The organism is Sodalis sp. RH20, assembly GCF_047324205.1.
GTDB lineage: Bacteria > Pseudomonadota > Gammaproteobacteria > Enterobacterales > Enterobacteriaceae > Acerihabitans.
Map to the genome: position 1 here is coordinate 3,339,093 of NZ_CP178733.1, position 12,140 is coordinate 3,351,232.

Genomic DNA, 12,140 nt, shown 5'->3' on the forward strand with positions numbered 1-12,140 from the left:
CAACGTATTGTCATAATTTTATGGCAATAAGGGATGAGTATTGCGACAAGAAATGGTAAAAATAAATATAATAAATACCATAGCGGCGGAAATGAGTGTTTACCCGTTGCTTGCTGTGTGCAAATAGCTGCTTTATCACCACCACGTTGACTGCTGGTAACCATCGTCGCCCACAGGCTTTCACCGTTTGTGCAATTAGTGTTAATGAAATTGCAATAGGATATGACGGTAAGATAATGTAAGCTGATAGTGCCAAACTGCATAAAATCTTCTATCTTTAAATAGGGCGCGGGAACGCCGATGATACGTGGGCGTGCCTCAATCCCATCTTAAAGATGACGGTAATTTGTTTAGCGTTAGGAGGGCTGATATGGATGAGTATTCACCCAAACGACATGATATAGCACAGCTTAAATACCTCTGTGGCAATCTGTATGATGAGGGCATTGCCAGTTTGGGCGATAGCTACCATGGGTGGGTTAATGACCCGGCATCGGCGATTAATTTACAGATGAATGAATTAATCGACCATATTGCATCTTATGTGGTCATTTTTAAGCTTAAACATCATAATGAAAGCGATTTGGTCGATCATGTAGAAACCTTCCTGGACGATACTTTTACCTTATTTAGCAGCTACGGTATCAATAATCTGGATGTGCAACGGTGGCGCAAAAGCCGTTCACGGCTATTCGGAACTTTCTCAGAGACTGAACTCTGTATTTCCTGAAATAGTAAATGATATTTTAACATATGAGAGAACCCAAAAGGCCAATATGAACAAGATCGATTATTTAATGCGGTTACGCAAATGCAGAACCCTGGAGACGCTGGAGCGGGTGATAGAGAAAAACAAATATGAACTGTCCGACGACGAACTGGAGATATTCAACTCTGCGGCCGACCATCGTCTCGCGGAACTGACCATGGACAAACTCTATGATAAAGTTCCGGTGTCGGTCTGGAAGTATGTTCGTTAAACAGCCATTAAGTGATACTTAATATCAACATTAATAAAAATTTATGTTCATATAGGTGTATTTATCACTCCTTTTTTATCACCGGCTATTCCGTGTTGTGACGCAGATTATCGCGCTCCCCAAGTGTAAACGTGCGCTCTTATGCGTGTTGACGCGCCCCGGGCATGTCCTGGATTGGTAATAAAAACACGAATAAATATGCCATAGCAGCTATCACGGCGTAATGCCGGATAGCCAGTGCTTTATTTTAATAGACGCTATTATGCAAGGTATTCCATCCTTTAATTTTTCCCGGCAATATATCAACGGACGTTATTTCATCGACAAGCGCCATAGAACATCCTATTGGCCCGGGCTATCGACTAATTAATAACGGCGGCTGGTTGAAAAAACAGCGGACCTGGCATCCATAAAGAAGCATTGATGAAAAATGGGAGAATAATGGTGGGGCGTTTGATTGGGTGGAGGCCCCGCCAGCAACATCCCGGCACACACGTCGCCTGCTACGGCTGCTTCCTTCCGGACCTGACCGAGTTCACAAGTTAGTGTTGCGGGAGCACCAACGGGGCCTCCATTGACGGCTCGTTTTTCCCGAGCGCGGGGCATTATCAATGATGCCCCGCGCAATTGCAAGCCGATACGCGCCAAGCGCTGTTTTCTTGGGCAATCGCCATCCGCGCCGTGGCCCTGTCCTATTTTAAATCCTTTTTGACCCTGCCGGGTTATGCCAATATGCTGCCTTGGGCTTAATGAATTCTGTGCAATACGATGAATGAACCAATTGATACGTTTCGCCAGCGGGTATTCCAGATTGTCGCCGCCATTCCTTCCGGCCACATTGCCACCTATGGCGATGTGGCCCGGCTGGCGGGATCTCCGCGCGCCGCCAGGCAGGTCGGGGGCATACTGAGCCGGTTGCCCGCGGGTAGCCGCCTGCCATGGCATCGGGTGGTCAACCGGCACGGCGGCATTTCACTGGCGGGCGAAGATTATGAACGGCAGAGAACCGCCCTGGAAGCGGAGGGCGTGGAATTCGGGCGCGGCGGTAATATCGACTTGTCCCGCTATCGCTGGGTCTTGTAAAACGCCGGCCAGGCTGGAACAGCGGGCCAGGGAGAGGAGAGGCCGCGACACGTTAAATACCTTAGTCTTGGCGGGGATGATGATTTGTCACCATGGCGCTAGGGCGTGAGCGCGTCTCACCTCCCTGTGAGACACTCAACCTATCGCCACCAGAGGCGTTGTTCAGTGTTGTTCAGTAACGTCTCAAGCCGTTGTGCCCAGGCACGCGACGCTTTAGCCGGCATAAACGCCGCCAACACCGCGGCGTTTAGCACCATCCCAAGAGACCTTACAACTGGTTAGGCGCGGGAACACTGCTGGCCGGCGCCACCTGGGTGGGAGAGGTCAGCGGCACGGTAGATGCCGCCGCGGCGCGTGTCGGCATGGCCACGGCTTCCACCGGCACCAGCGTCAGATCCTGTTTGGTGCCGCCGTTGTTGATAACCGTCTTCACCTGCTCGGTAATAAACATTAACCGGCCATCGACGGTAATCGCCGCGCTTAGCAGGATGCGCGCATTGGGCTGTATTTGCGCCGGATTAAACGGCAACACAAAGCTGAACGGCGCCTGCTTACCTTCCGTGCGTACCACACGTTGCGCAATGACGGTAGACGGCGTATCGCTTATCGAGGCATCGGACAGCGTTACGGTCAATACCGCGTCGGGAGGCAATGCGATCCGTTGCCTGATCCAAACGGTGCCGGAAACGCTGGGTTGCCTTAACGCTTCGGCTTGTTCAGCGGTGCCCGGGGTTTTGAACGCCGGGGTAGCCACCTGATGGCCTTTATCAGCGCATCCCGCCAAGGTGACCGCTAGCGCAGCGCCACCTACTACTTGCCAGAGTTTCATGATTTATCTCTCCTTCTTATTATTAGCTCATCATTTCACCGATACCAAGCGGCGGTGAAGTCTTGGTGGCTGAACCACCTAATGATTTAATCATGGCACAGAATCCTGATATTTTCCTGTCGGTTGCATTCGCACCGGACACGTTTGCGGTTATGCTCATTAAAGCGGGCTGTCATGGCCGGCCTGGGAGGTTCGGCGCCCCGACGCTATGCCGGCACCCGTCATGCGTTTACCCGCAGTGAAGACCCTGGTTACTGGAGCGTAGTTATGACCCGTAAAATCGATCATCTATTGAATCTGATCACCCTGGAAAAGCTGGAGGAAGGCCTTTTTCGCGGTCAAAGCGAGGATTTGGGCCTGCCGCGGGTCTTCGGCGGGCAGGTGGTGGCCCAGGCTTTGTACGCCGCGCGGCAGACGGTCCCCCCGGCGCGGCATGTCCATTCCTTTCACAGCTATTTTTTACGCCCCGGCGACGTCAGCTTGCCCATTGTCTATCAGGTGGCCGAGCTGCGCGATGGCAACAGTTTCAGCGCCCGTCATGTCAGCGCCATTCAGCAGGGCCTGCCGATATTTTACCTGACGGCCTCGTTTCAGGCGGAAGAAACGGGCTTTGAGCACCAAAGCCCGATGCCCCAGGTGCCCGCCCCCGAGGGGTTGCCCTCGGAGCGGGATATCGCGCTGCCGCTGGCCGCCGGCCTGCCCGAGCCGCTGCGGCGAAAACTGACCGGTGAAAAGCCGATAGAAATGCGTCCGGTTGTTTTCCATAACCCGTTTAAAGGCGCCGTGGAAAAACCCGTGCGTTATGTTTGGCTGCGGGCTGCGGGCACACTGCCGGATGACCGTGAATGCCATCAATTCCTGCTGGGCTACGCGTCCGATTTTAACTTCCTGCCCACAGCGCTCCAGCCGCATGGCGTGGGGTTTCTTGAGCCCGGGGTGCAAATCGCCACCATTGATCATTCGATGTGGTTCCATCGCCCTTTTCGTTTTGACGATTGGCTGTTATATGCGATAGAAAGCCCTTCGGCGTCCGGCGCGCGGGGATTTGTGCGCGGACAGATTTTCCGCCGCGACGGGGTGCTGGTAGCCTCGACGGCGCAGGAAGGCGTGATGCGGCACCATGGGGTGTGAACCCACCCGGCCCGCCCGGCGCTTTGCGCAAATGAAAACAGGGGCGATAAATCGCCCCTGCTGATTTTCCATGGCCGGTTATCGTGCCCCGGCGCTGCATAGAAAATTATTCGTTATAGGCATTTTCGCCATGGCTGTTGACGTCCAGGCCTTCGCGTTCCTGTTCTTCGGACACACGCAGCCCCACCACCATATCGGCAATCTTGAAGCCGATAAAGGCCACGACGCCGGACCAGACCAGACAGACGATCACGCTGAACAGCTGAACCCAGAGCTGGTGCCCCATGGTAACACCCTGAGCGTAACCCACGCCGCCGAGCGAGGCGGAAGTGAATACGCCGGTCAGCAGGCAGCCTACGATACCGCACACGCCGTGCACGCCGAATACGTCGCAGACATCATCCACCCGCAGCCATTTTTTCAGGGCAACCACACCCCAAAGCCCGGCTACGCCGCCCACCAGGCCAATGACCAGTGCGCCACCGACGCCGACGGTGCCGGCGGCAGGAGTGATGGCGACCAGACCGGCGATACAACCGGAGCAGGCGCCCAGCAAGGAAGGCTTGCCGCGCAGCATCCACTCAACAAACACCCAGGACAGGATGGCGCCGGCGGTAGCCATGACGGTATTGAGGAAAGCCAGTGCGGCAATTTCGTTGGCGGCGCTGGCGGAACCGGCGTTGAAGCCGAACCAGCCGACATACAGGATCGCGGTACCGGTAAAGACCATCGGCAGGTTATGCGGCTTAAACGCTTCCTTGCCGAAACCTGAGCGTTTGCCCAGCATATAGGCACCCACCAAACCGGCACTCGCCGCATTGATATGAACGACAGTACCCCCGGCGAAGTCCAGCGCGCCCTGCGCCGCCAGATAACCGCCTGCCCAAACCATATGCGCCATCGGCAGGTAGGAAAAGGTCAGCCATACCAGCACAAAAATCAGCACCGCGGAGAAACGAATACGTTCCGCCAGGGCGCCGACAATCAGACCGACGGTAATACAGGCAAACGAACATTGAAACGCGACGTGGATCAGTTGATAGAACGTACCGGTCAGCGCCGTCAGCTCAATATTCTTCAACATGGTCCAACCGAACCCGCCGAAAAACGGATTGCCCTCGCTAAAGGCCAGGGAGTAACCGTAAATCAGCCACAGCACGCAGACCATGGCGAAGGTGACCGCAACCTGGGTCAACATCGACAGCACGTTTTTGGCGCGCAGCAGGCCGCCGTAAAACAAGGCAATCCCCGGTAAAGTCATAAACAGCACCAAAGCGGTGCTTATCATCATAAAAGCGTTATCGGCCTTGTCAGCAACAGGCGCTGCGGCCATGGCCCATGTCGGCAACAATGCTACTGCGCCGAGGCTGGTCAATGAGACAAGTTTCTTCATTTTCATTCATCCCTATCCACAAAATTCGCGCGTGTGTGTCGTTAAAGTGCTGCTTCGTCGGTCTCTCCGGTACGAATCCGGATGACCCGTTGTAGCTCAGCAACAAAAATCTTGCCGTCGCCGATCTTTCCGGTATACGCCGCTTTACTGATGACATCGATAACTTCATCTAGCTGATCGTCGGCAATGGCGATATCAATTTTTACCTTGGGCAGGAAATTAACGCTGTATTCGGCCCCGCGATACAGCTCTGCATGGCCCTTTTGCCGTCCAAAGCCTTTGACCTCGGTGACCGTCAGCCCTTGAATGCCCACAGCAGAAAGCGCTTCTCGCACGTCTTCTAATTTAAATGGTTTAATCACCACGGTTACCAGCTTCATATGTTCCCCCTCAAGAATTTGGATCTGAACTCGCGATCGCTACGCCTGAGTAAAGCAAAGCATGTGCCACAAATGTTTTGAAATAGAAATTTACCGTTGGACGCCCGCTGATACAGCAAAACCCGCCTCAGGCGCAGCATTGGCTCCGACGACGCGCAAAAATACACCAGCGAGGCGCACTGTATTAGTGCGCTACGCCAGATTACGGTGCAGAAGGGGGAATATCGGCGCCGGGATGCTCAATCCCGGTGCGCGCTGCGCTTAAGCGCCCAGCATGCTTATCCGGGGCTACCCACGGGCGGCACATCCGTCGCACATCGTCAACCGTGCCCCGCGCCGGCCACCCTGACGTCGGCGGCGAGCGCCCTGCCGGCCTGCTGCAGTTGATACATCTGGAAATAGCGGCCCTGCTGCGTTAACAACGCCTCGTGGGAGCCCCGCTCCACCGCTTCGCCACGGTGTAGCACCAGAATTTCGTCAGCCTCGACGATGGTGGATAAGCGGTGCGCGATAACCACCAGGGTGGTCTGGTGGCGGATAGCCGCCAGCGCCCGCTGGATCGCCTGCTCGGTGCCGGAGTCGATATTGGCGGTGGCCTCGTCGAGGATCAGGATTTGCGGAGTGAGGACCAGAACCCTGGCCATGGCCAGCAGCTGTTTTTGCCCGACCGACAGGGTATTGCCCTGCTCGCCGAGGCCGGCGTGGATGCCGCCCGGCATGGATCTGACCAGTTCCGCCAGTTGCACCTGTTCCAGGGCATGCCAGGCCCTGGATTCGCTGATATCACGCCCCAGGGTAATATTGGTGAATACAGTGTCCGCCATGACCACCGGGTCCTGCTGGACGATGGCGACGCCTTGTCTGAGCACCCGGTGCGACAGGCTGGCGATGGGCCGGCCGTCAAGCAATAGCGCGCCCTCGCTGATGGGATAATAGCCCATCATTAAATTAGCCAGGGTGCTTTTACCGCTACCGGTATGCCCCACCAGCGCGATAAAGCGCCGGGATGGCACCGACAGGGAAATATGCCGCAATACCGGCGTGGCATCGCGGTAGGAAAAGCTGAGGTCGCGAATATCAATACGTCCGCTGCTCAAGGGCCGGTCGTCGTCGCCGTACTGCTGCCGGTCGCCGTCCATCAGTTCAAAGATGCGCTCGCCCGCCACCACGGCCTGCTGCAGCATCGATTGCTGGGTGGTCAGTTCAATCAGCGGCTCATTTAAGCGGCCGAGATAATTGATAAAGGCATACAGTACCCCGACCCCGACGGTGCCCGCCGGGCTGAAGCTAAACAGCATCAGCAGCCCGCATAATACCAACGCCGACAGCAGGCTCAGGAGCGGGCGCAGCAAAAAGCCCTCAAGCCTCAGGGTCTGCATCCGCGCCAGGTAATGGGCGTGGCTGGCTTGCGCCAGCCGTTGGCCGAAACGCCCCTGCTGGCGAAACTGCTGGATGACGCTCATGCCGCTTATCGCTTCATTAAAGCCATTGTTGATATCCGCCAGATAGGCGCGCAGGCGACGCACGATCGGGGTGCTGAAATGCTGATACACCGTCATTACCAGCGCCACCACGGGGAAGATCACCATCGAAATGGCGGCCATGCGCCAGTCCAGCATAAACATCGCAATAAGCATGGCGCCCACCAGGGCGATACAGCGCAGCACCGTCGCCATCACCGTGACGTAAAGATCCTTGACCACCTCGGTATCATTGGTCACCCGCGAGATAAGCTGGCCCACCGGCTGGGTATCAAAGGCGCTCAGCGGCTGGCGCAGCGCGGCGTCCATTACCTCGGTGCGCAGTTGCTGCACCACGTCGAGCGCCGTTTGGTTGAACAGCAGCGCTTGGTAGTAGCGCAGGGACGCGGACACCATCTGCAGGGCGATATAACCCAGCGCCAGCCCGGTCACCAGCAGCGGCGGAAAGGTTTTCAGCGGTACGACCCGGTCGATAAAAAAGCTGATCACCACCGGGCCGGCGACTTCCGCGCCGGCCGCCAGCCACAGCATGACCACCGCCAGCGTCAGCGGTTTGCGGTAAGGCCGGCTGTAGGCCAGCAGCCGTTTCAGCGTCGGCCACAGGGTTTGCCATTTACGCATCGGCCGCCTCCTGCCCGTCCGGATCGGCGCTGAGCGCTGCTTCCAACTGCTGGTAGCGGAACATATCCCGATACCAGCCCTCTTCCTGCAGCAGATGCTGATGTTCGCCCCGCTGGGCAAGGGTGCCGTGGCGCAGCACGACGATTTCATCGGCCGCATTCAGCGCCGACAGCCGGTGGGCGGTAATGATCAGGGTACGTCCCTCGCCCCACTGCCTGAGATTGCGCAAGATGGTATGTTCGGTACGCCCGTCCACGGCGGAGAGCGCGTCGTCGAATATCAGGATTTCCGCCTCCAGCAGCAGGGCGCGGGCAATGGACAGACGCTGTTTTTGCCCGCCGGACAGCATCACGCCCCGCTCGCCCACTTCGGTTTCATAGCCCTGCGGCAGCCGCAGGATATCCTCATGCACGCAGGCAAGGGTCGCCGCCCGCTCGATTTGCTCCCGGGTGGCGTCCGGCCGGCCGAGGGCGATATTACGCGCCACGCTATCGGAAAATAAAAACGGCGTCTGGCTGACCACCGCCAGGCGGCTATGCCACTGATCAAGGGAGACATCGGCAAGGGACATACCGTGGAAACGGATCTCGCCCCGGGTCACGTCAAAATGCCGCTGCAGCAGCGATAACAGCGTGCTTTTACCGGCGCCGGTCGGGCCGCAGATACCCAGCACCCGTCCCGGCGCCAGCCGCAAATGGATATTATTCAATGTCGGCTGCGGCGTGTGCGGATAGCTGAAGCTGTCGACGTCAACCTCAAGGACGCCGCGTCCGGGGGGAAGCATTTCCTTACCGTCCCTGACCTGAGGAGCCTCGTCCAGCGTTTGGCGGATCCGGCTATAGGCGGCGCTGCCCCGCTCGACAATATTAAACATCCAGGCTAATGCCAGCATCGGCCAAATCATCAGGCCCAGATACATAATAAAGCTGGTTAACTGCCCAAGCGTCAGCAGATCGTTCATCACCATCCAACTGCCGCCCCCGATGGCCAGCAGGTTAGAAAAGCCGACGGTCAGGTAAATGGTCGGATCGAAACGCGCGTCAATGCGCGCCACGCGCATATTTTTTGCGCCGGCGTCGGCGGCCACCTGCACAAACCGCTCCGACTGGTATCCCTCCAGACCGAAGGCCTTGATCATGCGGATGCCGGTAAGGCTTTCCTGCGTTTGGTTATTGAGCGACGAAAACGCCGCCTGGGCGGTTTTAAACCGCCGGTGCAGCTCATCGCCGTTGTGTTTAATCAGCAGCGCCATGACCGGCATCGGCAGCAGCGACAGCAGGGTAAGCTGCCAGCTTATCTGCACGCTCATCACCACCAGCACCGACAGGCCCATCACCAGCGAGTCCACCAGGGTCAGCACCCCTTCCCCGGCGGCGAATACCACCCGGTCCACGTCGTTGGTGGCGCGCGCCATCAGATCGCCGGTGCGGTGGCGCAGATAAAAACCCGGCAGTTGATGGCTGAGCAAATGATAAAACCGGGCGCGCAGCTCCACCGCCAGCTTATAAGAGGCGCCGAACAGCAGCACACGCCATACGTAGCGCAGCAGGTATACCAGCACGGCGGTAAACGCCATGACGCCCAGCCACATCATGATCATCCGCGTGGAGGCCCGATGCCCCGTCACGCCGTCCACGATAACCCCGACCAGTCTGGGCGGGATCAGTTGCAGTATGGCGATAATGATCAACAATAAGACCGACCCCAGATAACGTCGCCATTCGCGGCGAAAATACCAACCTAATTGTGCAAATAATCTCACGCAGTTTTATTCCAAACCTATTGAAAGTGACCCGCCGCAGCGAAAGATAAAATTATAACGGCAATACGGTGGTATTTTTGATTTGTTCCATGGCAAAACTCGAGGTCACATCGATGAGGCCAGGCACGCCATTCACCAGCCGCTTATAAAAGTTGTCGTAGCTCTTCATATCGCTCGCCACCACCTGCATCAGGTAATCATACTCGCCGGCCATGCGATAAAAGGCCAGCACTTCCGGCATTCCTTTAACCTGCGCCACAAAGGCCTGATACCAGTCGCTATTATGCTGCTGTGTTTTAATCAGCACAAAGGCGGTCAAGGCCAACCCCAGCTTTTCATTATCCAGCAGCGCCACCTTAGCGCGCACGATACCGGTTTCCTCAAGACGTTTAAGACGTTTCCAGCATGGCGTAGAGGTCAGGTTGACCGCATCCGCCAGCGTCTGGAGCGAAAGCGTACAGTCTTGCTGCAGCAATGAGAGTAATGTGCGGTCAGTTTTATCTAGCATAAGCATCTTTTGGAGAAAATATTTCTCTTATCACACGTTAATAGAGTGAAAAAGGCAACTTATTTTTTCTTCATCCCCGCTATGCTGTGAACCCCCTTCCTCATTAAGGATAATTATTATGACCGCGCCTTGGGTGAAACAGGCCATCAGCGAAATCCAGTCTGATTTCCAGCGCTCCGCCGATACGCATTTAATACGGTTTCAGCTGCCGGCGTTTCCGGGCATTTTTTTCTATCTGAAAGATGAAAGCACCCATCCCTCGGGCAGCCTAAAACATCGGCTGGCCCGCTCGCTGTTTTTATACGGCTTGTGCAACGGCTGGATAAAGCAGGGCACCACCATTATCGAGGCCTCGTCAGGCAGCACGGCGGTTTCGGAGGCCTATTTCGCCCGGTTGCTCGGCTTGCCTTTTATTGCCGTCATGCCGGAATGCACGGCTAAACGTAAAATTGAACAGATTACTTTTTACGGCGGCCGCTGCCATTTTGTCGGGCATAGCGCCATGATCTATGACGAAGCCAAAGCCCTGGCCCACGAGTTAAACGGCCATTATATGGATCAGTTTACCTACGCGGAGCGCGCCACCGACTGGCGCGGCAACAATAATATTGCGGAAAGCATTTTTCGCCAGATGGCGCAGGAGCCCTGCGCCGAACCCGATTATATCGTTATGAGCGCCGGCACCGGCGGCACGTCGGCCACCCTCGGGCGCTATATTCGCTACCAGGGTCATAACACCCGGCTGGTGGTGGTCGATCCGGAGAATTCCGTCTTTGCTGAATATTTTCATCACCGGGACGCCGCGCTCACCGCAAGCATAGCCAGCCGGATCGAAGGCATCGGCCGGCCGCGCGTGGAGCCGTCGTTTATTGCCGATGTGATTGATGAAATGATCCAGGTACCCGACGCCGCCACCATCGCCACCCTTTACTGGCTCGAGCCTATCCTCGGCCGCCGGGTGGGGGCGTCCACCGGTACCAATATGTGGGGCGCGCTGCAACTGGCCGTCAGGATGCGCGCCGAAGGAAGGCAAGGCGCCATCGTTACGATATTGTGCGACGGCGGGGAACGCTACCATGACACCTATTATCAGATGGAGTGGGTACGTGAACATATCGGCGACCTGAGTCCCTGGCAGGATACATTGACGGCCCTCTAAGTGCGGGAAAGATGCCAAATGGCCACGGAGGCGTTACCATAAGGGCCGTGGCTCCTTAAATTGAGTAATACAATGACACAAGCGGTGGTGGTTTTTAGCGGCGGGCAGGATTCAACCACCTGCCTGATACAGGCCTTAACGCACTATGACGAGGTGCACTGCGTTACGTTTGATTACGGCCAGCGGCACCGGGCTGAAATCGACATAGCGCGCGCCCTGGCGCTCAAGCTGGGCGCCCGCGCGCACAAAGTCATCGACGCCGGTTTGTTAAATGATCTGGCGGTCAGCAGCCTGACCCGGGAGAATATTCCGGTGCCCGCGTTTGACCCTGGCGCCGGCGGCGACGCTTTGCCCAGTACCTTTGTACCGGGCCGTAATATTCTGTTCCTCACCCTGGCGGCCATTTATGCCTATCAGGTGGGGGCGCAAACGGTCATTACCGGCGTGTGTGAAACGGATTTTTCCGGTTATCCCGACTGCCGCGATGAGTTCGTCAAGGCGCTGAACAATGCCGTCATCCTGGGCATGGCCCGCGACATCCGCTTCGCCACCCCGCTGATGTGGCTGAATAAAGCCGAAACCTGGGCGCTGGCCGATTATTACCGGCAATTGGATTTGGTGCGTCAGGAAACGCTGACCTGCTATAACGGCATCAAAGGGGATGGTTGCGGCACCTGCGCGGCGTGCCATCTGCGCGCCAAGGGCCTGGCGGACTATCAGCAGCATCGGGAAAGGGTCATGGCGACGATGAAAGCCAAAACGTCGCTGCCATAATCATGCTACCCGCGCGCCCAGTCTTTGCCGTCGTTAGCG

12 protein-coding genes and 1 other RNA gene are annotated in these 12,140 nt (G+C 56.7%); 6 read left to right on the forward strand and 7 right to left on the reverse strand.

All coding sequences use genetic code 11. From position 1 onward, the window contains the following. The first annotated feature begins 370 nt into the window (after nucleotides 1-370). Both tomB and ACL2XM_RS15455 read left to right on the forward strand, forming a co-directional pair. On the forward strand, nucleotides 371-730 hold the full coding sequence (gene tomB / locus ACL2XM_RS15450) for an Hha toxicity modulator TomB (RefSeq protein ID WP_162367726.1): 360 nt from the start codon (nucleotides 371-373) through the stop codon (nucleotides 728-730). A 46-nt stretch (nucleotides 731-776) separates the two neighbouring features. Then, the gene (locus ACL2XM_RS15455; RefSeq protein ID WP_162367725.1) at nucleotides 777-980 is read left to right on the forward strand and encodes an HHA domain-containing protein; all 204 of its coding nucleotides are present in this window, start codon (nucleotides 777-779) and stop codon (nucleotides 978-980) included. A 468-nt stretch (nucleotides 981-1,448) separates the two neighbouring features. Here the strand turns inward: ACL2XM_RS15455 and ffs are convergent. Then, nucleotides 1,449-1,545: signal recognition particle sRNA small type (ffs, locus tag ACL2XM_RS15460), an RNA gene on the reverse strand. Nucleotides 1,546-1,748: 203 nt separating this feature from the next. On the opposite strand from ffs, the gene ACL2XM_RS15465 reads away from it, so the two are divergent. Continuing rightward, nucleotides 1,749-2,063, forward strand: coding sequence for an MGMT family protein (locus ACL2XM_RS15465; RefSeq protein WP_410016173.1), 315 nt, complete (start codon nucleotides 1,749-1,751; stop codon nucleotides 2,061-2,063). A 268-nt stretch (nucleotides 2,064-2,331) separates the two neighbouring features. On the opposite strand, the gene ACL2XM_RS15470 is transcribed toward ACL2XM_RS15465, so the two are convergent. Next, nucleotides 2,332-2,892, reverse strand: coding sequence for a YbaY family lipoprotein (locus ACL2XM_RS15470; RefSeq protein WP_410016174.1), 561 nt, complete (start codon nucleotides 2,890-2,892; stop codon nucleotides 2,332-2,334). A 267-nt stretch (nucleotides 2,893-3,159) separates the two neighbouring features. On the opposite strand from ACL2XM_RS15470, the gene tesB reads away from it, so the two are divergent. After that, nucleotides 3,160-4,023, forward strand: coding sequence for an acyl-CoA thioesterase II (gene tesB / locus ACL2XM_RS15475; protein ID WP_410016175.1), 864 nt, complete (start codon nucleotides 3,160-3,162; stop codon nucleotides 4,021-4,023). A 106-nt stretch (nucleotides 4,024-4,129) separates the two neighbouring features. Here the strand turns inward: tesB and amtB are convergent, their stop codons facing one another. From amtB to ACL2XM_RS15500, 5 genes are all read right to left on the reverse strand, one after another. After that, entirely contained in the window at nucleotides 4,130-5,416 is a 1,287-nt protein-coding gene (gene amtB, locus ACL2XM_RS15480) for an ammonium transporter AmtB (RefSeq protein ID WP_410016176.1), read from the reverse strand. A gap of 41 nt (nucleotides 5,417-5,457) precedes the next feature. After that, nucleotides 5,458-5,796 (reverse strand): P-II family nitrogen regulator, encoded by a 339-nt coding sequence (glnK, locus tag ACL2XM_RS15485; protein ID WP_009639071.1) that lies wholly within the window; start codon nucleotides 5,794-5,796, stop codon nucleotides 5,458-5,460. A 320-nt stretch (nucleotides 5,797-6,116) separates the two neighbouring features. Beyond that, nucleotides 6,117-7,898: a SmdB family multidrug efflux ABC transporter permease/ATP-binding protein gene (locus ACL2XM_RS15490; protein ID WP_410016177.1), complete on the reverse strand. Its 1,782-nt coding sequence runs from the start codon at nucleotides 7,896-7,898 to the stop codon at nucleotides 6,117-6,119. Then, nucleotides 7,891-9,660 (reverse strand): SmdA family multidrug ABC transporter permease/ATP-binding protein, encoded by a 1,770-nt coding sequence (locus ACL2XM_RS15495; protein ID WP_410016178.1) that lies wholly within the window; start codon nucleotides 9,658-9,660, stop codon nucleotides 7,891-7,893. The genes ACL2XM_RS15490 and ACL2XM_RS15495 overlap by 8 nt, the downstream gene beginning before the upstream one ends. Nucleotides 9,661-9,712: 52 nt before the next feature. Continuing rightward, nucleotides 9,713-10,168, reverse strand: a complete 456-nt coding sequence (locus ACL2XM_RS15500) for an Lrp/AsnC family transcriptional regulator (RefSeq protein WP_413722261.1) — start codon at nucleotides 10,166-10,168, stop codon at nucleotides 9,713-9,715. A gap of 118 nt (nucleotides 10,169-10,286) precedes the next feature. On the opposite strand from ACL2XM_RS15500, the gene ACL2XM_RS15505 reads away from it, so the two are divergent. Further along, complete coding sequence (locus ACL2XM_RS15505) at nucleotides 10,287-11,327, forward strand: PLP-dependent cysteine synthase family protein (RefSeq protein WP_413731189.1); 1,041 nt, start codon at nucleotides 10,287-10,289, stop codon at nucleotides 11,325-11,327. Between the two features lie 72 nt (nucleotides 11,328-11,399). Continuing rightward, nucleotides 11,400-12,101 (forward strand): 7-cyano-7-deazaguanine synthase QueC, encoded by a 702-nt coding sequence (gene queC, locus ACL2XM_RS15510; protein ID WP_413731191.1) that lies wholly within the window; start codon nucleotides 11,400-11,402, stop codon nucleotides 12,099-12,101. The last annotated feature ends 39 nt before the right edge of the window (nucleotides 12,102-12,140 follow it).